Below are 23,404 nucleotides of genomic sequence, written 5' to 3'. Positions count from 1 at the left end.
CGAGCGGCTGGCGAAGAAATGGGCCCCGCGGCCTCGCAAACCCAAAACTACGATCTGAGTGACGCCAGCGACCGCGGCCTACGCCGGATGGTTACCAACGACCTAACGTCACCGGATTTTAATTTTGCCTTCAAGCAACCTCCTTTGAGCGAGATTGACTATTCACAACTCTATCCGAGCAAATCAATCCGGATGCCTCTTGTTTCATTGTTCGCCGACTTATCGGGCTACACAAAATTCATCGATGAGGCAGTGTCCAAAGGAAGTATTCAGGATGCCGTACGCGCGCTATTTGTCATACGCCAAGAGTTTCAAAACGTGGCAGAAGCCGACTTTGGCGGTCGCAAAGTTCGGTTCATCGGTGACTGTATCCATGCTTTGGTTGCAGAAGGCAGCGGCAAATCAACTGACGAAGCTAAGAGTGTCGCCACAGCCACACAGTGCGCAGCGGGATTTCATGCTTCCTTCGACCTTTGCAAATCCATGCTTGAGGGGATCGAAAGCCTAGAGCTTGCCGTAGGTCTAGAGCTCGGCCCGACTCCGATCTCCAGGATTGGTATTCGCGGGGAGCGATCCGTACGAGTTGCATCATCAAAAGCAACGTCTGAGTCGGAGAAAATGCAGCGAGAGTGTAACGGGGGCGGTGTAAAGATCGGACCAGACGCACTTCGCGTCGCCCCCAAGGGCCTGATCGATGTCCTCGGTGATCAGGGGTACGCGAGAGACATCGACTACGACGATGTTTCCGCAAGTATTCTTGCGACGCCGACTGAATTGTCTCAACCGTTGTACGCCCGCGCTCACGTACCCGCAGAGCCGAGCCAACCGCGCGCGCATCTCGCGAAGAAATGAACTCTCTTAGGCTGCTACTGAAACACACGCCTTCGTGGGTCCAACTAGTAAATGATAGACAAGTATCGGCTCAGGTATCCTGTGCTCCCCCAAAGGCCAGCGGGCTGATCGCAGGACACTACTTTTTGAAGCTCTCTCTCTTGCGAGGAGGTGGCGTGAGCGTGGCTGAGGACAAAGAGGTCAGCAGTTTCCCTAAATCCTGCCCAGAGAGGCACATAAATCCTGACGCCACTTTTTGTATCTCCTACGGATCAACTGAACCGCTTATTGAGGCACATGGGGCGATAGCATGGTGGGAATACCTACGTATGTTCCTCCTTCATCAGGCATATGCCCAGAAGTACGGAGTGTGGCCTCTTGAAGGAGGCCTTTCTCACGGAGACGCAGCGCGGATTCAGGAAAAAATGGAAGAGTTGGCTGCACCATTGGGTTGGAAGGAAGAAATCCTAGTCGGCATGTTTCGCAGTAAGGGCTGGCTGGCCAACAGCTTGCCCAAGGCGTCTCCGCGCTTGGACCGATTGCTCAATTCTAGAACTCCGTGCCCGAGAGGTTGTACGCATCAGGCTGACAGCGACCGTTCGATTGTTTGCCGTCCTGCAGATACCGATCTTGAGGCAACAGATGGGAAGCCGATCCTCAGGGCAGAGTGTCCAAACAGATCCGCACTAGAGCGCATTGCTTTGCTGGAGCACAGGCGTCGCAAAGCGCAGTACGACTTTATCCAAGATATTTGCAAGGATGCGCCGAAGTGTTGCGGGACGATGAAATACTGCCCACTGGCGAATTCGAGTTCGTGACCGGTACCCGTTACCGCCGCCCCAACCTTGCCAACCGAGCCAGTTGCGCCAGCATTTGAGACCCGGCCCCCGGTGACCCAGTGCCGCTTGCCTGACCTGTCTGTCCCATGCCTTGCCGCACTGGCATCTGCTGTAACCCGAAGAACTGCCGCGCTCTAAGGGCGGTATATTCCGCCCCACTTGCCCCGCCGATCAAGTAGCGATTGTACGCCTGCTGGCTGCCCATGGCGGCGCGGGCAAAGCTATATCCGCCACCGAGGCCGCCGGAGAGCGCTGGCATCATGATGTTGCCGGAGATCGCGCGGACGATGAAGGGCGTGGCAATGATGAAGCCCTTGGCCATGAGGACCATCATGAAGAAGGGGATGAGCGCGCCTATGTTTGAAGCCCCTTCCGGGTCGCCGAGTTCGCCGATGAGCGCGGAGGAGACGCCCGTGATTGTCGCGAACACGCCGGCCACGACGATGGGGTAGAGCGCGAAGGAAACCAGCGCCGACAGCCAGCGCGCAAAATAGTCTTTGGTCACTTCGAAGAGGGTCAGGAATATCATCACCGGTGCGATCCCGATCAGAAGCGCGATCATCAGGCGGGAGGCAACGAGGATGAAGGCGGCCAGCCCGCCGAGGATCGAGAGCAGAAGCACACCGACGATGTCGAGCATGGCACCGGCCATCCAGTTCAGCTCGGACCCGGCAGCGTTCAGATAGTCGCCCAGTTCAGCGATCAGGCGGTCGAATTCTTCGGCGAAAGTTCCAGAAGGCCCCGGGGTGCCGCCACCAACCGAAGCAACCAGCGCGCCGGCGATGCTGTCGATCCCGGCCAGGATGGCGGAGGACAGCGCGTTGAACTGCATCCAGTTGGTTGCAAATATTCCGATCAACCCGATCTTGACCGCGAGCCAGAAGGCCGTGCGCCCGTCCATCGCCTTGTACTGGTAGATCATGTTCAGGAAGACGAGGATCACCACGAGCGTTGTTCCCAGGACGAGAAGCGTGCCGACCGTTGCCGCGACCGACCCGAACTGGGTTTCTGCGGCGGTGTCGAGGTAGCCTTGGGAGGTTTCAACGAAGTAGGTGACGACGCTCATAACGGGGCTGCCTTACCGATTGCCCGCGGCTTCGCAGATGGCCTTGGCGGCAGGGCGGGCAGCGTTTGCGCGGCGGTTGTAGGCGTCCGAGGCTTGCAGCATCTCCCATCGTTCGTCACTCGCGTACCTTTCCCGAAACACCGCTTCGGCAGCGTCCCAAGACGGGAACTGGATTTCGCAGGCGCAGCTGCCGGTCTCGACAATCCGCTCGAGGTTTTGGGCGCGGTAGATGTCTTGAACCAACACGCGCTGATAGGCTTGGCGCAGGGGGATTTCCTGCATCCACATGGGTTCAGCGGGCCGGTCTGGACAGACGTCGAAACTGCGCTCGAGGGTCGGCACCAGATTGCGCTCAGCGAAGGCGGGTGCCGACGTTAGGCCCATGACCAGCGCAGTCAGTACGAGGGTACAGCCCGCCTGCCTCATGCCGCGGCTCTGGCGGGTGTGGTCTCGCGCTTCAGGAAGACAGTGTGTCCCACGTTGGCGAATTCCGAGGAGCTGATCGACACGACCTCCCAGCCTTCTGCACCTTTGGCATTCAGGCTGGCCTGCATGTCAGCGAGACTAGTCTTACGGGTCATGGGGAAACTGAGGATTTCATATTCAAGGGTCTTCATTGGGAAGCTCCGATCTGATTTGCGCCGGGGAGGTAGAATTCGGTGATGCCGCGCCTGCCGTCATGACGCCCGGCCTGGATGATCACGTCGATGGAGTTCTCGATGTACTGGATCATGTCAGCATAGGTCATCGGGATCTCGGTCTTGAGCGCTGCGATCGCGAGCCGCTGCACGGCGAGTTGCGGGGTTTCGGCGTGAAGCGTGGTCATGGACCCACCATGGCCGGTGTTGATCGCTTCGAGGAAGGTCATGGCCTCCTTGCCGCGCACCTCGCCCAGGATGATCCGGTCGGGGCGCATGCGCAGCGTGGCGGTGAGAAGCACATCGGCGGTCTGGAATTCCGCGTCGCGATTGGCGATGAGGGTTACAGCATTTGGTTGGGTCGGCAGAAGCTCGGCGGCTTCCTCAATGGTGACGATGCGTTCCTCTGATGGCACATGAGAGAGGATTTTCCGTGCGGCGACGGTCTTGCCGGTGGAGGTGCCACCCGAGACGATCATGTTAAGCTTGTTGTCGACGCAGAAGGTCAGGGCATCGTCGATCACACCCGCGGCCACGACCTCGCGCAGCTCCCGGGTTTTCTCGAGGCGGAGTTCTTCCAGTTTGCGCTCCTTGCCATAGAGGAAATCAAGCGCAATCCCGTCAAGCGGCAGGCTTGAAAAGAACCGAAGGCTGATCGACATGGCCGAGAGCACGGCAGGCGGGGTGATGACCTGTGCGCGGATCGGACGGCCCTTGTAGGTGATCGAGACCGAGACGATGGGGCGGTCCTTGCTCATCGTGGTGTTGGCAGAGGAGGCGATCTGGTTGCCGAGGTCTTTGACTTCTGTCGCGGTCAGCGTCTGGTCCAGTTTTCTCATGAAGTGATCGCCCTGGAACTCGCCCCAGCAGGTTCCGTCTGGGTTGATGCAAATCTCGATGACATCGTCACGGGCGGCAGCGTCGATCCGGTCGAGGGAGGTCTGGAGATAGCTCAGCGACATGGGCTCAGAATATCTCCAGATCGCGGTCGACCATCACCGTGACGCGCGCGCCCTGGTCGACATAGATGACGGGGCCGATGGAGAGATAGTCGCCAATCACGCTGTCCGTGGCATCCGCTAGATCATCGCCCACGTCTTCGAGCACGTCCGCGGCTGTTTCGTCCTGGACATGTGCGGCGGCGGCGCTTGGTGCGGCGGAGATCAGTGAAATCAGCGCTGCCGAGCCAAAGCGCTCATCAAAGCGCGTATCGACAAAGCCAGTCACACCTGAACGCCCCAACTCATCACCCCCGAAGGAGCTGATCTGGATCGTCTGGTTGTCGGGCAGGATGATCCGGTCCCAGGCGATGGTGACCCGGCGCTGCGCGATATCGACGCCCGAACGATAGCGCCCGATCAGGCGGGACCCACGCGGGATCAGAAGGCGGGAGCCATCGAAACTGAACACGTCTTCGGAAACAACGGCCCGGGTCTGGCCGGGCAGAGAGCTGTCGAGGGCGGTTTCCATGACGGCCTGGATCATCGTGCCCTGGATGATCGTGTTGGAGGGGTTGGCGATGACCTCAGCTTGCGTCACCGAAGTAGGTAGCGCGCCATTCAGCACGAAATCCGTCACCTCGCCGAAGGTGCGTTCGGTCAGTGCCGTTTCATTCGCACCGGATGTGCCACCAAAGGCGATAGTGGGCGAGGCGATGCGGCGTTCCTGAAACGCACGCTCTTCGGCCGCGCGGCGTTCGAGTTCCGCGAGCCGTCTTGCTTCCTCCTCGCGGCGGAGCCGTTCTTCTTCGCGCGCTCGCAACTCGTCCTCGGTGGGCCCGATGGGTGCGGGGGCAGGGCGGTTGGCCTCAAGCTGCGCGAGTTCGAGGTCCATGCGGAGTTGCTCCAACTCGCGGTCGCGCGCTGTGAGCTCATCGCGAAACTGCTGCTGCGCGGCTTCCGAGGCGGACTGCAGGGCGGCGATTTGCGCTGTCAGCGCATCAATGGCTTCGGCGGCTGCGGTATCTTCTTCAACCACCGGCTCGGGCGCGTTGCGCAATTCCTCGATCTGGGCCTGCAGGGCTGCGAGCTGTGCGAGAAGTTCTGCATTTGGTTCGGCCGGTTCCGGCGCGACCAGAACCACCTCAGGCTCGGGTGGGGGCAGGGTTTCGATGGCGCCGAAGCCGTCGCCTTCGTTCTGGAACACGTCCGGCGTGGCCGTGGGCAGGGCCTCCTCTTCCTCGGGTTGGGACATGAGATAGAGCAAGGCACCGCCCGCGCCGATCACAAGGACGACGACCAAAGCGAGCAGCGGTGAGCGCCGTGGGGTAGGGGGCGAGCTCGCGCCCTTGCCTTGCTCGAGAGCAGCGAGGCGTTTCTCGAGGTCCACGTTTCCGGTGTCGCTCATGATCCGACTCCCGCAGGCGGTGTGGCCTCGATACAGACCACCTCGTCACCGATCCGCAGCACCCATTGCCGGGTCACACCCGATACCCGGATCACGCCATCCTCGGTGGCTTGCGTGTTGACCGTCCGTTCCCGGCCATTGGCGTAGCGGAAGATCGCGGGCACCGGCGCATTCCGTGGGAATTCGAAATACGTAAACGTCCCGTCATCCCAGACGCGGGTTGGGGTGAACTCGGTCCGCGCGCTGGCACCGTAATTGTAGTTCGGCGCTTGGGCCGCGATGGCACGTGTGGGCCGCGTATTGTCTTCGGGGTAGCGGAACTGGACCACGTAAAAGGTCGGACTGCGGGTCTCCTGGACGTTGAAGTAATAACTGCGCCTGTTCGTGTAGACGGTCACATTGGTATGCACCCCGCGCGCCACCGGCTTGATTGCGAAGGCCTGCCCGCCCGGCACGCCATCGATCTCGAAGCCTTCCGTGTCGCCTGCGATGATCGAGCGGATGCTTTCTCCCTCGCCGAACTCGACGGTGGTCACATGGGTCAGCGAGACATTAAGACGATAGACCTGGCCTTCTTGGTAGGTGGCCAAGCGGACGCGACTGTCATTGGGGCCACCGCGCGGGATGGCTTCGGCGGAGGCAAGGCCGGGCAACAGGGCAATGACATAAACAAGCGATCTTGTGAAAAACAACGTCAGTTCTCCAATCTGTCGGAGCGGACGGAATATTCGAGGACCGTGAAGCCGAAGGGGTTGGTCCAGACCTCATCGATGGAGCGGCGGGTCTCGGGGCGGAACTCGAAGAGCAGCGTGGCAGTGAAGAGGCCTGTCTGAACGCCATTAATAGAAGTCAGGCGCTTGCGCAGGCGGACCGTGGCGCGGTTGGTTCCGATCCGGTTGATGCTGAGGATCTCCACGTCGAGCCGGGCATTGGGGCCATAGACGGTCGGCGGGTAATTCTCGTTGGCGCTGTTCCAGATTTGGCGCAGCCCGCTCTCGGCGGCCCCGTCCGAGCGGCGCAGAACGCTGCGTATGCGCAGATCGTTGTCGAGCTGGTTATAGACCTCCCGATCGGTCACATAGCGGAAGACTTCCGCCTCGATGATCGCTTGGTTGGCGGTCACCGAGGAGGCGCCCACCGAGGCTTCGGGGAGTGCAAAGCCGGTGGCGGGATCATAGGGCACGACCACAGGCGGCGGATCGACATCAAGGATGGCAACAGCCGCCGCGCTCAGGCATCCGAGGATGCCGAAGATGAGGCCCATGAGCCCAAGACGTTGCCAGAGCCGTTCGCGGCGCAGGGCACCGTAGACAAGTTCTTCCTCGATGATTTCTTGTTCGCTCGCCACCATTCATGCCCCACGATTACTCGGCCCGAAGGTCCGGCAAGGTGAAATCCATGAAGCGCTGTTCTTCGGCGATTGTGGCGGCATCGATCACACCGCCTGTGCCGTCACCCACGGTTTGCACGGCCTCAAGCTGCCACATGGCTACGAGGGCAATTGCCAGCTCCGCCGTCACCCGCGTGTTGAGGTCGATGCTTTCCTTCAGTTCGTCCATGTCATCGATCAGCCCGACCAGCCTGTCGACGCGTTCCAGCGATTGGCCTGCGTCTTCATAGCTGTTCTGGGCAGCGGCCGAGACGAGTGCGCCGGTCGTGGCCTGGGTTGCGACACGGTTCGCGCCCGGATTGCCGCTGGTGGCCATTTCCGAGAGGGTGTCGTCGTCAAAGCCGAGATCGGCCAGCACCCGGTCCATCTGGGTTTCAATCTCGCCCGCTCCGGAACCGGACAGACCGGAGAAATCGCCCGTCTTGATGGCCTCAATCGTCGCAAGGATGTCGCCGAACTCCTGATCGAGCAGGCCGTTCAGCTCGTCCTCCATCTCGGTGCGGATAATCTCGGGAAGTTCGGCAAGGCGGGTAAGTGCTTCATAGGTTCTTTGCAGCTCCGCGAGTTGGTCCGTGAGTGTGGCAAGCTGTTCGCGGAGCTGCGTCAGCTGCTCGTTTTGCAGAATCTCGTCTTCGATCATCTGCCGAAGCTGCTGGATGTTTTGCGTGATGTTCTGGGTGTCGACGACGGGTACGCCCTGCGCCATGGCAGGGGACAGGGTGCCGAAATGCAGGCAAGCCCCAAGCGTTGTGGCCAAGGCCGTTCTCAGAAACATCCGTCCCATCATTCAATCTCCCTGATCGTGAATTCCATGAATGCGCCCTCGGCCATGCGGGCGCTGGCCTGCGCCAATTCTTCTGCGCTCAGGACACGGGTCCGCGCCGCCTGAAGCCGGATGCGGGCGGCGACGAGGCGTACGAGTTCGGCGCGGGCATAGGTGTTGAGCGCGATGCTTTCCTGAACATCTTCCGTTTCGGAAATCCGCTCGACGATGTCTTGGATGCGCAACGCTGCCTGTCGGATCGCGGCGGGCGCGTTGTTGCCATAGAAAGCCGCGCCGTGCCCGGTGATCGAGAGGTTCGCATTGGCGAGAAGCGCCGGATCGATCGTGCCGAGCGCTTCGATCCCACCGATGCGGCTTAGGTAGAGATTGTAGCGTTCGGGGATGACCTGGACGTAGTGCTGGGTTTCGGCGAAGGGTGGAACGCCGCCATATTCGAACACGCGACCGGGTCCGGCGTTGTAGGCCGCGAGCGCGTTGATGATATTGCCGTCGAAGGTGTTCAGTTGCGTTGCGAGATAGCGCGCGCCGCCATGCACCTGCAGGTAAGGGCTGTCGTAGTATTCCGGGTTGATGCCGAGATCGCTGGCCGTACCGGGCATGATCTGGGTGAGGCCAAAAGCGCCGACCGGCGAGCGGGCGCCGATGGTGAAGCGGCTTTCCTGCCAGATGAGCGCCTGTAGGAGTGCGCGCCATTGGACCGGGGAGAGGCCCGCGCGGCCCACGCCGGCGAAGCCGCTGGTTTCCTGGGCGACGCGGATGATGAGCTGCTCGATGGTCTCGGACGCATCCCCGAACATCTGTGCGCCGCCGGGATTGGGGTCGATGTCGGCATTGCCGTAGACCGCTTCGACGGAACGGGCTGGATCGCCGCTTCCGTTTTCCAGCCCTGAAATCATCGCGGGCAGGCCCTGACCGCCGAAGCTGGTTTGGGCATCGAGGATGCGTTGAAGTATGGCCAATTGCTCGCGTTCGATCTCGGCAACGAGTTCGCGCACGGACAGCTTGTCCGCCTGGATCGCAAGGTCGGTCTCGCGATCTCCGGTCTCGACGATATCGCGCGCGGTCAGCCCGCTGTCATTGGTCGGCACGCCTTGGGAAAGGGCGATGCCGGGCAGCAGGCAAAGCACGAAGATATGGGGCAGTTTAGACTTCAATGTCGCCCTCCGGCGCGCCAAGGGGCATGAAGGTGCAATCAGGTGCTGTGGGTGCCGTCGAGGCCAGGAAGGTGAAGCAATTGGCCTGCGGCTCCTGGTACTGGGCGCAGGAGGCCAGCGCACCGAGCGCCGTCACAGCTAGAAGAATACGGATCATGAAAGCCTCCAAAAGTCTGGGCGGTCGCGGTAGTCGGCACCGACGAGCGCTTCGCCTTTTTCCATGCCGCCGAGGATGGTGAGATTGGCTCCGAGGGCGCTGAGATCGGCATCGACGACGATGGAGCCCTGGTCGTCACGGATGAGGGCGAGACGGCTGTCGCTGCCGGTGTTGAGCAGTACGTCCAGCTCCTTCTCATAAAGGTTCAGCATCGCGTAGTCGGACGCATGGGCGCGGATGTTCGGAAGCAGGATCTGCGTCGGTACCGCCTCGACGATGGTCTTGCCGGTCCGAGTGCGCTCGAGCTGGCTGGCGTATTGCGTCATCATCACCGCGACGGTGTTCTGCTTGCGTGCGGTCACCAGCCAGTTCGAGAGCCGCTCGGCAAAATACGCATTGTCCAGCGCCTTCCAGGCCTCATCGATCACGATGATCGTGGGGCGGCGGTCCTCGATCTCGCGCTCGACCCGGCGGAAGAGATAGGAGAGGACCGCCATGCGTTCTTTCTCGGCCTCGCTGTCGAGAATGTCAGTGAGATCGAAGCCCACGACATCGCCTTCGAGCGAGAAGGTGTCTTCCAACGTCTGGCCGAATATCCAGCCGTAGCGGCCTTCTTCCGTCCATTCGAGCAGGCGCTGGTGAAGATCGCCGCCATCATCGGTGGACACAAAGAGCGATGCAAAATCCCGCCAGTTCCGCAGGGCCGGATTGGAGGCCTGCGCGTTCTGACGCACGACCTCCTGGATGCGGTTGGTCTGTGCCGGCGTCAGCGGCTTGTCTGCGCGATAGAGCAGGGTGGCGAGCCAGTCCGAGAGCCAGGCCGTGCCGCGGGCATCGGTTTCGGTCCAGAGTGGGTTGAGGCCGGTGGCCTGTCCCGCTTTCAAAGACGCATAGCGCCCGCCATTGGCGCGGACCGCCATCTCCATACCGAGACGGTAGTCGAAGACGAAGATCCGCGCCCTCGCCCTGTGGGCTTGCGTCATGAGAAAGGCGGACAGCACCGATTTGCCCGAGCCGGGCCGTCCCATGATCAGGGTATGCCCGCTGGTCGGTTCTTTGTCGGGCGATCCCCGCTCGTGATAGGAAAACCGGTAGGCGCTCTTCTCGGGCGTGGGCAGATAGGTGATGACTTTGCCCCAGGGGGTTTTCGCAGCCGGTTTGCCGAGCTGGGTCCGATGAAACGCCGCGAAATCCGCGAAGTTGCGATTGGTGATGGCACTGGCGCGCACGCGCTTGGGCTGATTGCCGGGATGTTGACTGAGGTAATGCGCCTTGGCCGCGACCCGCTCACCGATCATCTTCACGCCCTCGGCGGCGGCGGCGTTCACGATCTCGGCGCTGAGCGTCTGCAGCTCATCGATTGTATCGCAGAAGATCGTCACGATCATGTGGTGCTCGCCAAAGCTCTGGCGCTTGGCCTCGAGATCATCTGCGGCGATGTCGAGTGCTTCCATCAGCGAGAGCGCCGCATCTTGGCTGGCCTGCATCTGACGCTTTTGCCGCTTGATGCGGCCCGCCATGAGGTTCGAATTGATCGGCGTGAAGGAATGCGTGACGATCATGTCGACCGGCAGGTTGAGCATGTCGAACATGGTGCAGGAGGTGCCTTCGGAGTATTCCCCGATGGTGAAGCTCTTCCCAAAACGATGCCCGGCGACGCCCTCCGAGAGCTCGAAATGGTCTCCGTGAAACGTCACACGGGTATTGGCGACGTTGAAGGACAGGAAGCCGTAGGTGTTTGCCGGGTAGAGCGGCAGCTCGGTGCCTGTGTTCAACGCCCCCAGAAAACCAATCAACTCGCCCGACTTGGCCGAGAGCACATGCGGGTTCAGCTCCGCAAGGCCAGAGAGAAACACGTTCACTGCTTCGCCCAGGCGGTGCAGGCGCTTCTCGGTTGCTTGTTTGAGACGATCCGGGGCGCTGCGGTTCAGGAACGGCAGGACGCTTTTGGGAGGTGGGCGATGGATGACCGTGAGCGTCAGGGTCTTGTCGCGCAGCCCGCTGCTCTTGAGTTTCTTGCGCCAGAGACGGTCAACTTCTCCTGCAAAACTGTCCTCGCGCATGGGCTCGAGGTCCGGTGTGATCGCCTTCGATACCTTATGGACGTAGTAGCTGAACTCCGGTCCCAGCTGCGCGATAATCCGGGCAAAGAGCGCGGTAACCTTGTCGAGATAGGCATCATCCGTCGTGTAGCTGTTGACCCCATCGAGCCGGATGCACTGGAAAAGCTCGTTGACCCGCGTACGCACGGTGCGGTCATCGACCAGACTGACGTAAGGCAGCATATGCGCGAGGCGGGTTTCGCGGGCATACCAGTTCGGCGTCATTGTGCGGAGATCGAGGCCTTCATCCCCGGCTGTATTAGGGCGCATAGCTGTCCCCGCCATGGATGGAGCGGTTCCGCGTTGGCGGCGTTTCCTGCAGCGCCGTCATCATCACGTCGATGAAGCGCGGATCCCAATCGGCGGCCTTCCAAAGCAAAGGATAGAGCAGGGCGGCCACGCCCAGCACCGCGATGTGCTGCACCCAGACGAACAAGAGCACCGAGCCGAAGAGCCAGACCATCGCATACATGATGGGCAGGCCCAGAAGCTTGGGCGGGCGTACGAGGCCGAGAAAGAGGGGCGAGCGCTCAGCCACCGGCAAAGACCGCGGCAACGATGGTGGGAGCGGCGGCGACACCGGCGATGCCGACAAGCACCCAGAGGGCCTGGCGCAGGTCGATGATGTTGAAGAACCAGCTCAGGAAGACGCCCAGCACGGCCAGCGTCGCGATGACAACGCCAAGCGGACCGGTCAGCGCATCGACAATGCCCTGCAACAAGCTCTGGATCGGGGAGAGATCGATGCTTTGAGCAAGCGCAGGCTCTGCGACGAGCAGGAAGAGCGCGAGCGACGCAATAAACAGGTTAGAAATCCAACTTGTTTGGAAAAAGCGGTATCGCCAATGCACTGCCGCGCTTCGCGCTCTCGTGACATTGCCGATGAGTGTTTTGAGGAATGATTTCCAAAAAGGTTGGGACATCATGAATTTGATCCTTCCAATCGGGCCACGACGGCCATGACACGGGCCACGTGGTTCTGGGTTTCTCTGTAGGGGGGAATGCCGCCGTACTGGCGGACCGCATCCGGTCCGGCGTTGTAGGCTGCGAGCGCGAGCCGCGGATCGCCGAATGCCTCCAGCATCATCGCGAGGTAGCGGGCGGACCCGTCGAGGTTCTGAAGGGGATCACGCGGGTCGACGCCGAGGTCGCGCGCCGTCGCTGGCATCAATTGACCAAGGCCAATGGCGCCTGCACTCGAGACCGCATCCTGCCGGTAGGCGCTCTCCACCTCGATATTGGCCCGGTAGAGGGTTAGCCAATCGCGAACCGAGAGCTCCGCGCCGCGTAGCCCGGGATGCCTGGCATAGCGAAAGGCGGTGGCCTCGATGGCCGTGAGGATATCGGCGCGGGGTAGGGGCGCAGGCTGTGAGAGGGCTGCCAATTGGATGTCGTCTGGCTCACCATCCCGTTCGCCAAAGATTGCCAGATCATCGGCCGCTGAACCTTGTCCAATGCCGTCATTGTAATTGCGGGCAAAGCTGTCCTGGGAGCGGGATGGGGTCAGAGAGCCGTCGCTCTCCATGACCAGCACCATCTGTGCGGAGGCGGGACCCGCGAGATACCAGAAAAGAAGAAGGCTACTTGCTGCCGCCCTTGTCGGTTGCAGCCAGCTTGTGCGTCGTTCGCTGGCCTTCCTCGAGCGGGACATCGGCATGGGAGAAACCGATCCCAATAAGGAAGGACACCACGCCCGTGATGGTCTTGAACTCGCGAATCTTGATGTCGTTATAGGTCGTTCGGGTACGGGCCGTGACCAGCAGCTTCTCCACGCCTTCGTCAGAGACGACACGCATGATCCAGACCCCGTAATAACTCGGGCCCTTCTTGTGTGCCGACTCCTGGCACAGGATTTCAGCGCTATAGCCGCTTTCCACGAGTTCGCGGAAACGTGCTTCCGTAACCACATTTGGTGCTTCGATGTCCCAGTTCATGGCCCGGCTCACGCTTTCTTCAAACGCGCAACGCCCGGGCATTCCCACTTGAAGCCCAGAGTTACGATAGTATACTATTAACCGCAAGATATAATGCGGCAGATACGGCTGTATCTCGGTTACTCAAACTCTAGGCACGGCCATTGGCGTCTATCAAGGAAAATAGGGGTTTCAGAAACCTGCGGTTGAGCCGATGGGTGGGCATGCAGTCTGTGGCCTTCCTGATGCTCGCACCAGTGGCAAGCCAAGCAGAATCCTGTCTCGCTCCGGTCCGGCCCTTCATGCCAAGCGATTCGCAAGCGGCCAGGGATTATGCCGACATCATCCGGCGGGACTTTGAGGTCTACATCACCGACATTCAGGACTACTTCCGCTGCCTCGAGCAGGAGCGTGCACGCGCTTTCGAGGAAGCCCGCGAAGTCAGTCAGGACTACGGTCGGTTTCTGGAACTGGTGGGGGATTGATGGGCGATTGGGCGTGCACCAGACTTGCAGCCCTTGGAAACCAGACGCCGATAACACCCTCAAATATCTACTTTTTAGATAACAGATTTCATCCGCTAGCGACGTCACAAAAGGTATGTGACGCGTGGCGAAAACAATCAGAACAAATGGCCAGTTGGCGCTCGTCCGTGCGTTGGTTGATGCACGTCAGAATGCGGGTCTCAGCCAGCAGCAGTTGGCGGCCAAGCTCAAACGCCACCAGTCATTTGTGGCGCGTCTCGAAAGCGGCGAGCGTCGTATCGACGTCGTGGAGTTCACGGTTCTGGCGAGGGTCATTGGCTTTGACAAAAATGAAGTCCTGGCGATCGTCGAAGCCGCCACGGAGCCCGACCACAAGATTTGAAAGCAAAGAAATTTTTGGACGCGCCGCTTCGTGCGTCCCCATGTGAAGTGAGCTCCTCAAGGAAGAGCAGTTAGCCAACATCTAACATTTGCGGCCTGCGGCGCGAGTAAGCGCCTTACGACACCATGCCGCAAATTCAGCGCCACAGTGCAGAAAGTCAGTAAACAGTGAACGATGATAAAGGTGAGGGCGTCGCGATCGCCAATCTGATCGGGACCGATGGGTACAGCATTGTTGGGTGGGTGTATCGCTGGACCACAGGCGCGCATGCGGTGATGTGGGACGTCGGCGGGCCTCAGCCGGTATTGGAAACCCGGCCAGATCTGAGTACGGAACAGAAACTAGAAATTAACTTCGACGCGCTCACGCGGATCGGACGAGGCGGCGGCGGGTAGGCTTCTCAGGTAGTCGCCAGCTCATATTGATGGAGAAGGTCAGCCAGCATACCGGATATTGGAGCTGATGGCAGCGAAGGTCTCGAAGGGGGCCAAGAGTGACGGATGCTGCAGAATGCACCAAGATCTGATAACCTTGAAGCAGCGGCCATTCGAAGACGCTCTTAGCGGTGGTCCAGTGATGAATGGTGGTGATGTTGTCAGAAATTCAATCGCTTGAGAGGGTTCGTGTGCGATTCACATTCTGATCGTGCGATTTCGTGTCCCGTCGCACTCTTTCGCAATCTGCGGTCGTAAGCCGGTCTCGCCAAAAAGCTTGGCCCGCCAGCGAACGGATTGGCTTCTCCTTCGCGCTCGCTCCTAACGTGTCTACGTAAACGGCAAGCCGTGGGGTGGATTGGGCGCGACCAGGTGCGGACTTGCCCAAGCACAGGGACACTTAGCCCGCGTCGATGAGCACGGGCCTTCCATCTTCGCGCCACTCCGGCAGTCCCCCGTCGAGCCGGCGGGCGTTGAGACCATACCGGCGCAAGGTGGCGACGGCCTGATGGGCATAGACGCAGTAGGGGCCGCGGCAATAGGCGACGATCTCGGCGTCCGGTGCGAGCGTGGGGAGGATCTGCTCCAGTTGCGCCAGGGTCGCGTTTAGCGCGCCTGGAATATGGCCCGCGGCGAATTCGTCTGCCGGCCTCACGTCGAGCACGGTGACGGAGCCTTCGGCAAGCCGCGCGGCGAGGTCCGTTCGACTCACGGGTTCGGGGGCGTCCTCGCCGCCCGAGAGGCCACGGAGGATGCGCTCGACCTGCGCCAGGTTGCGCTCGGCGACGATACGCAGAAGGTCCATGAGGTCCAGCGTCTTTGCGTCGGTCAGCCGGTAGATCACCGCCTTGCCCTCGCGCCGGCTTGTGACCAGACCAGCGCGGCGCAGCTGCTGGAGATGCTGCGAGCAGTTGGCGATGGTGAGGCCCGTCTTTTCCGCCAGCGCCTCCACGCCACGCTCCCCCTGCGCGAGCTGCTCGAGGATCATGAGCCGTGCGGGCGCCGAGAGGGCGCGCGCAACGAGGGCATATTCTTCGAGCAGGGCCAGTTTCGGGCTGATTGACAAGGACGCGCTCCAGACGATAGATCATTCAAGTGATTGATTGAATGATAGCGATTCCATCGCGCCCCACAAGTCCGAAGTCCAGATCCCATGTCCGAGACCATCCTCGCCGCTGAACCAACCATTCGCCTTGCCACCTTTCTCGGCATCCTGGTGGCCATGGCGCTGTGGGAGGTGGCGGCGCCGCGCCGACGGCGCGAGATCCCGCGCGTCATCCGCTGGACGAACAACATCGCGCTCGTGGTGCTCGACACGGTTATCCTGCGGCTCAGCTTCCCGATCCTCGCAGTCGGACTCGCCACGATGGCGGAGGAGCGCGGCTGGGGGTTGTTCAACAACATCGACGCCCCGGTCTGGCTCGCCATCGTCGCCTCGATGCTGTTGCTCGATCTCGCGATCTATCTCCAGCACGTCATGTTCCATGCTGTGCCGGGGCTCTGGCGGATGCACCGGATGCATCATGCGGATCTCGACTTCGACGCGACGACGGGCTTGCGGTTCCATCCCGTGGAGATCCTGATCTCGATGGGGATCAAGCTTGCGGTGGTCGCGGCACTGGGTCCGCCAGCCGTCGCGGTCCTGCTGTTCGAGGTAATCCTAAACGCGACCGCGCTGTTCAACCACGCCAACATCGACCTTCCGCGCCCGGTCGATCGCTGGCTGCGGCTCTTCGTGGTCACGCCGGATATGCACCGCGTCCACCACTCCGTCGATCCGCGCGAGACCAATTCGAACTACGGTTTCAACCTGCCATGGTGGGACCGGCTGCTCGGCACCTATGTCGCCCAGCCCGCGAAGGGCCATGAAGGGATGCAGATCGGGATCGAACAGTTCCGCACGCGGCGCGATCTCTGGATCGACCGCATGCTGATCCAGCCGCTGCGTGGGCCTGCGAGTGGCCATGCACTCGACCCGCGCGGCACCACCAGGGATTCCACCGAATGACGGTCGTCAGCCTCCAAAGCGGCATCCGCGAGAACCGGGGCCAGGTCGCCCACCAACTGATCCAGGTGACGCTGGTGGGGTTTGCCATCGGCATGACGCGGACGGTCGTCCCGGCTCTGGCGGAAAGCGAGTTCGGGCTGGAGCATGGCTCGTTTCTTCTGCTGGCCTCCTTCGTCGTGGCCTTCGGCGCGGTGAAGGCGGTCATGAACTTCGTCGCCGGTCGCTGGTCCGAGCGGATCGGCCGCAAGCGCGTGTTGTTCTGGGGCTGGGTCGTGGCGCTTCCTATCCCGGTGATGATCTGGGCCGCGCCCGATTGGAGCTGGATCGTGGCCGCCACCGTTCTCCTCGGGGTGAACCAGGGGCTCTGCTGGTCGATGACTCAGACCGCGAAACTCGACATCACGCGCGCCGAGGAACGCGGTCTCACCATGGGGCTGAACGAGTTCTCGGGCTATGTCGGGGTCGCGCTCGCCGGTATCCTGACCGCCTATGCCGCCGAAGCCTTGGGCGCGCGGACGGGTCTCCTGGTCTTCGGCATGGCGGTGGTCCTGCTGGCGCTCGTCCTGACGGTTGTCTGGGTCAAGGACACGCTGCCATGGGCGAAGGCAGAAACTGCCGCGCACAAGGCCGCGCCCCCGAAATCACTGCCGCGTTACCCGCGCGGCGTATCAGAGCACCCCACGACGGGCGAGATCTTTGCGCTGATGAGCTGGCGGGACCGGCGGTTGTTCGCAATCTCGCAGGCCGGGCTCGTCGAGAAGTTCGTCGACGCGCTGGTCTGGGCGCTCTTCCCTGTCTTCCTCGTGAGCCGCGGCACCAGCCTTACCGAGGTCGGATGGATCGTCGGCACCTACGGCTTCGTCTGGGGCGGCTCGCAACTGGTCACCGGGCGGCTCTCGGACAAGGTCGGCCGGTTCTGGCCCAACGTGCTCGGCATGTGGATCTGCGGCGCAGGCGTGGCGATGGTGGTCATGGGCACTGGCGCGCTCTGGTGGTCGGTCTCGGCGGGCGTGGCAGGCTTCGGCATGGCGCTGCTCTACCCGAACCTCTCGGCGGCGGTGGCCGATATCACGCCGCCTGCATGGCGTGGCTCGGCCATCGGCATCTACCGCTTCTGGCGTGACCTTGGCTATGCGATCGGTGCGCTCGGGCTGGGCCTTGCCGCCACCCTGACTGGCGCGGCGGACGCCGCGTTCTGGTTCGTGGCCGTCTCAATGCTCATCTCCGGCGGTCTGCTATTCTGGTTCTCCGAGGAAACCCACCCGCGGCTGAACCCCGCCGATCCATCGGAGCCAACTCATGTCTGACACGCTTGCTCGCCGCCTGGGCTTTCTTTCCATCCTGCTGGGGCTTGCCTCCCTTGCGCTTCTGGCAATCGCGGTCTGGGGGTTCCGCACCGCCGACTGGCCCTGGCCGCAAGCCTACGACCTGGCCGGTTGGGGCGCCTGGACGGCGGGCGCAGGGATCGTTGTGGCCCTGATTGGACTGGTGGCCTGGCTCCGACGCCGGCGTGGCGGTGTCGCTGCCGTTCTCGTCGCGCTGATCCTGTCGCTGCCCGTCGCGGGCCTTGGCGCGGCCTTTGAGATCGCCGCGCGGACCACGCCGCCGATCAACGACATCTCGACCGACACTGAGGATCCGCCGGTGTTCTGGTTCACCGCGACGCCCAGCGACTACCCGGCGCAGAACGCCGAGCCGCAACGCGCTGCCTATCCGGATGTCCGCTCGCTGGATCTGTCTCTCGCCCCGGACGAAGCCTTCGCGGCGGCACTCGGCCTCGTGGAAGAGCGCGGCTGGGAGGTTCTGTCGGCGGACCCCGCCGAAAGCCAGATCGAGGCCATCGCCCGGAGCCGTCTCTTCGGCTTCGAGGACGAGGTGGCGATCCGGGTGACGGAAACCGACACCGGGACCCGCGTCGACATGCGCTCTCGTTCGCGCCTCGGCCAGATCGACCGCGGTGCCAACGCCCGGCGTATCGAAGCCTTCCTCACCGACCTGCAGAAACGCGCCCGGACCTGAGAACTCACGATGAAACACCTGATCCTGCTCAACGACCCACCCTACGGCACCGAGCGCAGCTACAACGGTCTGCGCATGGCCCACGCGCTCGAGCGGAATGATCCCGAGGCGGAAGTGACCGTCTTTCTGATGGCGGACGCGGTGCTCTGCGCCAAGGCGGGGCAGAAGACGCCCGAGGGCTACTACAACATCGAGCGCATGCTCCGCCGGGTTCTGACGGCAAAGGGACGCGTCCTGATGTGCGGCACCTGCATGGACGCGCGCGGCCTGACGGAGGCCGATGTGATCGAGGGGGCGAGCCGATCCACCATGGACGAGCTCGCGCAGGCGACACTCGCCGCCGACAAGGTGCTGGTGTTCTGAGGCCGGCCAACGAACAGAAATCCGAAAAGGAGGAAACCCCGGATGACCCTGAAACACCTTGTGGCGGCTGCGACCGTCGCGCTCGCCGTCCAGACGGCGCCGGTGCTGGCGCAGGACGCCGCCATCGACGCCATGCAGGAATACATGATGTTCTCGGAGTATGAAGCCGGCATCATCCTGCCCCAGCAGATCGACCAGACCGTCTTCGAGACGGCGCTCTTCGTGGACACCCGCGATGCGGGCCAGTTCGAGGAAGGCACCATCCCGCGCGCCGTCAACATCGAATGGCGCGAAGTGCTCGACCGGATCGATGAGATCCCCGAGGACCGCATGACGATCCTGTTCTGCAACACCGGCAGCCTGTCGGCCCAGGCCGCCTTCGCGCTGCGCGTGGCGGGGCGCTCGAACGTCGTCGTCATGCAGTCGGGTTTCACCGGCTGGCAGCAGGATGCCGCCTACCGGCCCTGAGCGATCGCTTCGGCATCACCCATTCCAGCCTAGAATTCGAACACGAGGAGAACGCCCACGCGAATGCAGCCCTTTACGGTCACGAGAGCACTGGTCGCTCATGAAGCCAGCGAAGAATTTGGGAGCGAGCTTCGCGCGACATGAGCCTCAAGCGGTTTGGCCAAGGTCGAAGTCTGCATGGCCAGTTGCGAAGGCAGAATGAAGGCCGACCGCCTCCTACCCCCCAGTCAAGTAACCTATCTAGCGAATAACATCATTCTTTGGAGGACTGGACGCTCTCCGGACCTTGCCACCGACATCGCGAACGGAAGGTATTTGAATAACCGAGCATGCTAAAACTTCCGCATTATGACGGCACCGCTGTCATTGTCAGCGCTAGTAGTTCACCTGTTCGAAGCCGTAGTTGCCCTCATAGTCGCGCCAATCGACGAAGACAGATCGGTGATAGATACCCGGGCAATTCTGGCCCCAACGTTCAAGTCCTACATGAGCCTCGGGCAGGGCAGTTATGGAAGATCGTTGCCATGAGAAATCGCCTTGGGTCCCGTAAGTGCCCAAGACCACGGTCGCGCTGCGATTGCAGTCACCGTCACGACCGGATTCATGCTGCCGCGCATAACGAACATCAAAGACCCGGATAGACCGGACGAAGTTGAACTCAGGTCCGCTGATATCGATGTCCGCGCGATCCTGAACGAGCCGGAGTGCCTGGTCGGCGGGAACAAGGTAGTCTGGGGCTTCTGTGCTGCGCCAAGCAGCTGCAATTGGGTCAGCGGTATCGCGCGCTGGAAAAGATTGTCGCGGCGCTGTGCTTTCGTTTTGGAACAACGCTTCAAAGATGCGGTCTGCACTGTTTGATGAAGGAGAGGTCTCATAGGACGCGCCCATGGGACAGCGCCAGATCTGCAGCGGCGGTTCCACTGGCCAAGGCGTAATCCGCCGGATGAATTCGGCGCGCGCTCGTGCGCAAGGGACGGAAGCAGGCCAGCCGCCAGACAGGCACAGGAGGATCGCGCAATCGATCGGGTATGTCTGCGCGCGGGCGGGTGCCGGAAGCGAAAGACCTGTCACAGCCAAAGCGACTGCGATCGAGGGGAGGAGCTTCTTGACTGAATGGCGCATGCTGAGGGACCTCCGTGACAGGATTTCAGCATACATACGATAATATACTATCGCAACACTAAGTATAAAGTCGCATAATGAAGTTTATGTTAACCAACTGGCGCCCTGAGCCGCTAAAACATTACGATTTGATAATGCCCCGGCAAGGGCAGTGCCACCGTACCAAAGTTACTCCTTTGCGAAAGGAGCGACCATGTTCAGAACTTTCGGATTGCTCTTGGGTCTCGCAACTGCTGTAGTTCTTTTGTTTATGGTTTCGAACAGATGCTGTCTTCTGCGAAGGCATCTGATTGAAAGCTACTCTACCTTTCACTTGCCCAGGCGATTGCCGCCTTCATTTCCGCCGGGTCGAACTAACGGAGTTCTGCCGTGGTCAGCACGTCGGCGAACCTGGTTCCCCACTCCAACAAAGCCCCTTCGCCCACCACAGAGACGCGGCGGAAGTCATTCCTATGGGCTGTGTCGATTTTCAGATCTTCGAGCAGAGCGGACGGCCCATCGTAGCCTTCGAACCTCGTGAGATCGAGAACCAGGCCGGGCTTACTTGTCTCTTGCAGGCGCTCATGAAGCAGGGCGTGCATCCGTTTCAGGTCGCTTTCGCTGAGCTTGCCCTCGCAGGCGAGGCCAATCGTGTCGTCATGAGCTGTCAGTGTCTCGGTGAACATGGTTTTCCTCCTCTTTTTCCGGTTTGCCGTGACCGTAAAGGTCAGCGTTTTCGTGTGCGCGGTCTTCGTGCTCAAATTCCAGACTCGAATGACCGATGCTGAAATCGTCCTTCAGCCGGTCCTTGATCGCGGCCTTGATCTTTTCGATTTGACCCCAGCCGTCCGCTGTCAGCACGACGTGGCAGTCCAGAGCCGCCTCGTGCTCCTGCATCTGCCACAGATGCACGTGATGAACGTCCGCGACACCATCCACACCCCGCATCGCCTGAACGACGGTTTCATTATCGATGTCCGGTGGACTGCCGAGCATCAGCGTCCGAATCGGACCGCCGATCTCGGTAAATGCGAGGTAGAGGATGTAGAGAGCGATGCCGATGGTGATCGCCGGGTCGACCCACCGCATGTTGTAGAGGAGGATGAGCGAGCCGCCGATGATGACCGCCACGGAGGCCAAAGCGTCCGATAGGTTGTGCAGGAAGAGCGCACGGATGTTCACGCTGCCTTTCTGCATCGAATAGGTGAGCAGCGCCGTCAACGTGTCGACGACCAGTGCCACACCGCCCAGGATCACCACCGTCCAGCCCTGTACCTCTGGTGGGTCGATCATGCGCATACCACCCTCGTAGATCAGGTAGAAGCCGATCAGGATAAGTGTCGTGTAGTTGATGAGCGCTGCGACGATTTCTACCCGCCCATAGCCGAAGGTCATGCGCTTGTCCGCCGGGCGGCGAGCGATCTTACGCGCGAAGAAGGCGATCACCAGCGACGCCATGTCCGAGAAATTGTGGAGGGCATCCGCGATCAGCGCGAGGCTGCCGGAAAGGATCCCGCCGACGATCTGCGCGACCGTCAGGAGGCCGTTGGCCCAGATGGCGATGGAGACGCGACGATCACCGGATTGAGGATCGATGTGGGCGTGGCCGTGATCATGCGGCACGGTTCGTCTCCTCATGGCGGCGGTTCGGCCGATCGAATCCGGGGACCGGCGGCAAGATTCCGCGGCGGATGCGGCGAACCCTGGCATTCATCCAGTGACGGATGACGTGGCGATAGAGCAAGTCGCGCACAAATCCGAAGTTCTGGCGGTGATTGACCCATCCGTCGCCCAAGTCCACCTCTACCCAGGAGTGGAGGATTTCGGACGGCGCGAGGGGATAGACGAGTTCCGGAACGACGCCTCTCTGAAGCGCCTTGTGGATTGTGAACCCGTGCAGTCGGCAGCGAACTCCCACGCCACGCAGCAGGGCCATGAGGAGCGTGCCCTTGGTGTTGCACTGCCCGTGGCCATCTGCGAGGACCTCGGACGCCGGAATGTCGTCGGCGCGGTTGTAGCCGAAGGTAATCTCGTTCCTGACGAAATCGTAGATGGCCCCAATTCGGTCGTCGCTGGGAAGGTCTGCCCAGCCGCGCTCCTCGATCAGTTTTGCAATTGAGGTCGCGTCAAAATCCAGCAGCCGGGTTTTGGCCAAATGAGGGTCGGCGGGGTTCACGGGATACCTCCTCGAATCGTTCACGAGAATATGTAGTTGCTACAGTCACTGTAGCTTCAAGCCCCGATTTCAGGCCGAGTCCTTGGTTACCTGATCGTCATTGTGCACCGCCTTGTGGTGTTCACCATGCGCGTCTCTCAGGATTCCGACGCCACCCCAGGCCGCGATGCCGGCGACAATCACGCCCACGACAAGGTCCGGCCAATTCGTTCCGAGCCAGGCTACGAGCCCGCCTGCGACGACGATTCCGAGATTGGCCGCGAAGTCGTTCCAGCTGAACGTATTCGCCGCTCGGATGTTTACGTCTGGATCGCGAAGCCGTGCCAGCAGCCAGACGCAAAGTGCGTTGATGGCCGCCGCTACCAGCGCCATGACAATCATGATCGTGCCAAGAGGATCCGATCCGCCGACGTAGCGGCGCCACGCGTCATACAGGATTCCAAGGGCGAAGAGGATCAGCAGGCCGCCCGAAACGTTCGCCGCTCCGCGCTTCCACTTGGCGGAGCGGGACAGCGCGAAGAGGCTGATCGCGTAGACGAAACTGTCCGACAGATTGTCGAGGCCATTGGCGATAAGCGCGCTTGACTCGCCGAATGCGCCCGAGGCGAAGAAAGCGACTGCCAGCCCGATGTTGAGACCCAGCACGATCCAGAGTGTGCGTCTTTCCGTTGCGTTTCTCTGCTCCGCCATGCCGGGTATCCAAATTAGTGAATTGCCAATGAGTAACTAACACCGGGCTTTTTGCGTT

Annotated in this window: 30 protein-coding genes and 1 pseudogene; 10 read left to right on the top strand and 21 right to left on the bottom strand. The window is 61.4% G+C overall.

Going from position 1 to position 23,404, the window contains the following annotated elements; all coding sequences use genetic code 11:
• Positions 1-852: pseudogene (locus F3H87_RS19185) on the top strand (hypothetical protein); the annotation flags it as partial.
• Positions 849-1,649, top strand: a complete 801-nt coding sequence (locus F3H87_RS19180) for an E2 domain-containing protein (protein WP_317511659.1) — start codon at positions 849-851, stop codon at positions 1,647-1,649. The pseudogene F3H87_RS19185 and the gene F3H87_RS19180, both read left to right, overlap by 4 nt.
• 10 nt (positions 1,650-1,659) lie before the next feature.
• Here F3H87_RS19180 and F3H87_RS19175 read toward each other — a convergent pair whose 3' ends face one another.
• From F3H87_RS19175 to F3H87_RS19110, 15 genes are all read right to left on the bottom strand, one after another.
• Positions 1,660-2,736: a type IV secretion system protein gene (locus F3H87_RS19175; RefSeq protein ID WP_149789510.1), complete on the bottom strand. Its 1,077-nt coding sequence runs from the start codon at positions 2,734-2,736 to the stop codon at positions 1,660-1,662.
• A gap of 12 nt (positions 2,737-2,748) precedes the next feature.
• Complete coding sequence (locus tag F3H87_RS19170) at positions 2,749-3,162, bottom strand: hypothetical protein (RefSeq protein WP_149789511.1); 414 nt, start codon at positions 3,160-3,162, stop codon at positions 2,749-2,751.
• Positions 3,159-3,353: a hypothetical protein gene (locus tag F3H87_RS19165; RefSeq protein WP_149789512.1), complete on the bottom strand. Its 195-nt coding sequence runs from the start codon at positions 3,351-3,353 to the stop codon at positions 3,159-3,161. The genes F3H87_RS19170 and F3H87_RS19165 overlap by 4 nt, the downstream gene beginning before the upstream one ends.
• Positions 3,350-4,336, bottom strand: a complete 987-nt coding sequence (locus F3H87_RS19160; protein WP_149789513.1) for an ATPase, T2SS/T4P/T4SS family — start codon at positions 4,334-4,336, stop codon at positions 3,350-3,352. The genes F3H87_RS19165 and F3H87_RS19160 overlap by 4 nt, the downstream gene beginning before the upstream one ends.
• A gap of 4 nt (positions 4,337-4,340) precedes the next feature.
• Entirely contained in the window at positions 4,341-5,720 is a 1,380-nt protein-coding gene (locus tag F3H87_RS19155; protein WP_149789514.1) for a TrbI/VirB10 family protein, read from the bottom strand.
• Entirely contained in the window at positions 5,717-6,412 is a 696-nt protein-coding gene (locus F3H87_RS19150) for a TrbG/VirB9 family P-type conjugative transfer protein (protein WP_149789515.1), read from the bottom strand. Before F3H87_RS19150 ends, F3H87_RS19155 begins: the two co-directional genes overlap by 4 nt.
• Positions 6,413-6,414: 2 nt before the next feature.
• Positions 6,415-7,071, bottom strand: a complete 657-nt coding sequence (locus F3H87_RS19145; protein ID WP_149789516.1) for a virB8 family protein — start codon at positions 7,069-7,071, stop codon at positions 6,415-6,417.
• Between the two features lie 13 nt (positions 7,072-7,084).
• Entirely contained in the window at positions 7,085-7,894 is an 810-nt protein-coding gene (locus tag F3H87_RS19140; RefSeq protein WP_149789545.1) for a type IV secretion system protein, read from the bottom strand.
• On the bottom strand, positions 7,894-9,048 hold the full coding sequence (locus F3H87_RS19135; RefSeq protein WP_188129275.1) for a lytic transglycosylase domain-containing protein: 1,155 nt from the start codon (positions 9,046-9,048) through the stop codon (positions 7,894-7,896). Before F3H87_RS19135 ends, F3H87_RS19140 begins: the two co-directional genes overlap by 1 nt.
• A complete protein-coding gene (locus F3H87_RS21880) occupies positions 9,038-9,205 on the bottom strand; it encodes a hypothetical protein (RefSeq protein WP_188129276.1) in 168 nt (55 codons plus the stop codon). Before F3H87_RS21880 ends, F3H87_RS19135 begins: the two co-directional genes overlap by 11 nt.
• Entirely contained in the window at positions 9,202-11,577 is a 2,376-nt protein-coding gene (locus F3H87_RS19130) for a VirB4 family type IV secretion/conjugal transfer ATPase (RefSeq protein WP_149789517.1), read from the bottom strand. The genes F3H87_RS21880 and F3H87_RS19130 overlap by 4 nt, the downstream gene beginning before the upstream one ends.
• Complete coding sequence (locus F3H87_RS19125) at positions 11,567-11,845, bottom strand: type IV secretion system protein VirB3 (RefSeq protein WP_058314084.1); 279 nt, start codon at positions 11,843-11,845, stop codon at positions 11,567-11,569. Before F3H87_RS19125 ends, F3H87_RS19130 begins: the two co-directional genes overlap by 11 nt.
• Entirely contained in the window at positions 11,838-12,122 is a 285-nt protein-coding gene (locus F3H87_RS19120) for a TrbC/VirB2 family protein (RefSeq protein ID WP_149789547.1), read from the bottom strand. Before F3H87_RS19120 ends, F3H87_RS19125 begins: the two co-directional genes overlap by 8 nt.
• Before the next feature lie 107 nt (positions 12,123-12,229).
• On the bottom strand, positions 12,230-12,844 hold the full coding sequence (locus tag F3H87_RS19115) for a lytic transglycosylase domain-containing protein (RefSeq protein ID WP_149789518.1): 615 nt from the start codon (positions 12,842-12,844) through the stop codon (positions 12,230-12,232).
• A gap of 43 nt (positions 12,845-12,887) precedes the next feature.
• Entirely contained in the window at positions 12,888-13,241 is a 354-nt protein-coding gene (locus F3H87_RS19110; RefSeq protein WP_012187165.1) for a hypothetical protein, read from the bottom strand.
• Between the two features lie 203 nt (positions 13,242-13,444).
• On the opposite strand from F3H87_RS19110, the gene F3H87_RS19105 reads away from it, so the two are divergent.
• From F3H87_RS19105 to F3H87_RS19095, 3 genes are all read left to right on the top strand, one after another.
• The gene (locus F3H87_RS19105; RefSeq protein ID WP_149789519.1) at positions 13,445-13,705 is read left to right on the top strand and encodes a hypothetical protein; all 261 of its coding nucleotides are present in this window, start codon (positions 13,445-13,447) and stop codon (positions 13,703-13,705) included.
• A 124-nt stretch (positions 13,706-13,829) separates the two neighbouring features.
• A complete protein-coding gene (locus F3H87_RS19100; protein WP_037911010.1) occupies positions 13,830-14,087 on the top strand; it encodes a helix-turn-helix domain-containing protein in 258 nt (85 codons plus the stop codon).
• A 167-nt stretch (positions 14,088-14,254) separates the two neighbouring features.
• The gene (locus tag F3H87_RS19095) at positions 14,255-14,482 is read left to right on the top strand and encodes a hypothetical protein (protein ID WP_149789520.1); all 228 of its coding nucleotides are present in this window, start codon (positions 14,255-14,257) and stop codon (positions 14,480-14,482) included.
• A 439-nt stretch (positions 14,483-14,921) separates the two neighbouring features.
• On the opposite strand, the gene F3H87_RS19090 is transcribed toward F3H87_RS19095, so the two are convergent.
• A complete protein-coding gene (locus tag F3H87_RS19090; protein ID WP_149789521.1) occupies positions 14,922-15,587 on the bottom strand; it encodes an ArsR/SmtB family transcription factor in 666 nt (221 codons plus the stop codon).
• A gap of 87 nt (positions 15,588-15,674) precedes the next feature.
• Between F3H87_RS19090 and F3H87_RS19085 the strand changes: the two genes are divergently transcribed.
• The 5 genes from F3H87_RS19085 to F3H87_RS19065 are packed head-to-tail and all read left to right on the top strand — an operon-like array spanning position 15,675 to position 19,379.
• Positions 15,675-16,529, top strand: coding sequence for a sterol desaturase family protein (locus F3H87_RS19085; protein ID WP_149789522.1), 855 nt, complete (start codon positions 15,675-15,677; stop codon positions 16,527-16,529).
• Positions 16,526-17,836, top strand: a complete 1,311-nt coding sequence (locus F3H87_RS19080) for an MFS transporter (RefSeq protein ID WP_149789523.1) — start codon at positions 16,526-16,528, stop codon at positions 17,834-17,836. Before F3H87_RS19085 ends, F3H87_RS19080 begins: the two co-directional genes overlap by 4 nt.
• Positions 17,829-18,548: a DUF1499 domain-containing protein gene (locus F3H87_RS19075; protein WP_149789524.1), complete on the top strand. Its 720-nt coding sequence runs from the start codon at positions 17,829-17,831 to the stop codon at positions 18,546-18,548. Before F3H87_RS19080 ends, F3H87_RS19075 begins: the two co-directional genes overlap by 8 nt.
• Positions 18,549-18,557: 9 nt before the next feature.
• Positions 18,558-18,911 (top strand): DsrE/DsrF/TusD sulfur relay family protein, encoded by a 354-nt coding sequence (locus tag F3H87_RS19070; protein ID WP_149789525.1) that lies wholly within the window; start codon positions 18,558-18,560, stop codon positions 18,909-18,911.
• 42 nt (positions 18,912-18,953) lie between these two features.
• Positions 18,954-19,379, top strand: coding sequence for a rhodanese-like domain-containing protein (locus F3H87_RS19065; RefSeq protein ID WP_149789526.1), 426 nt, complete (start codon positions 18,954-18,956; stop codon positions 19,377-19,379).
• A 375-nt stretch (positions 19,380-19,754) separates the two neighbouring features.
• Here F3H87_RS19065 and F3H87_RS19055 read toward each other — a convergent pair whose 3' ends face one another.
• The 5 genes from F3H87_RS19055 to F3H87_RS19035 form a co-directional block, all read right to left on the bottom strand.
• Positions 19,755-20,501, bottom strand: a complete 747-nt coding sequence (locus F3H87_RS19055) for a hypothetical protein (protein WP_223228135.1) — start codon at positions 20,499-20,501, stop codon at positions 19,755-19,757.
• A gap of 353 nt (positions 20,502-20,854) precedes the next feature.
• On the bottom strand, positions 20,855-21,166 hold the full coding sequence (locus tag F3H87_RS19050; RefSeq protein WP_127657308.1) for a SpoIIAA family protein: 312 nt from the start codon (positions 21,164-21,166) through the stop codon (positions 20,855-20,857).
• Positions 21,138-22,103, bottom strand: a complete 966-nt coding sequence (locus F3H87_RS19045; protein WP_007803480.1) for a cation diffusion facilitator family transporter — start codon at positions 22,101-22,103, stop codon at positions 21,138-21,140. The genes F3H87_RS19050 and F3H87_RS19045 overlap by 29 nt, the downstream gene beginning before the upstream one ends.
• Complete coding sequence (locus F3H87_RS19040) at positions 22,093-22,656, bottom strand: transglutaminase-like domain-containing protein (RefSeq protein ID WP_127657309.1); 564 nt, start codon at positions 22,654-22,656, stop codon at positions 22,093-22,095. Before F3H87_RS19040 ends, F3H87_RS19045 begins: the two co-directional genes overlap by 11 nt.
• Before the next feature lie 69 nt (positions 22,657-22,725).
• Positions 22,726-23,346 (bottom strand): cation transporter, encoded by a 621-nt coding sequence (locus F3H87_RS19035; RefSeq protein WP_008327361.1) that lies wholly within the window; start codon positions 23,344-23,346, stop codon positions 22,726-22,728.
• Between the last annotated feature and the right edge of the window lie 58 nt (positions 23,347-23,404).

The sequence above is a fragment of the Lutimaribacter pacificus genome (assembly GCF_900142185.1).
GTDB classification, from domain to species: Bacteria; Pseudomonadota; Alphaproteobacteria; order Rhodobacterales; family Rhodobacteraceae; genus Lutimaribacter; species Lutimaribacter pacificus.
The sequence above is the reverse complement of the archived record's forward strand: the minus strand, read 5'-3'. Positions and strand labels throughout refer to the sequence as shown.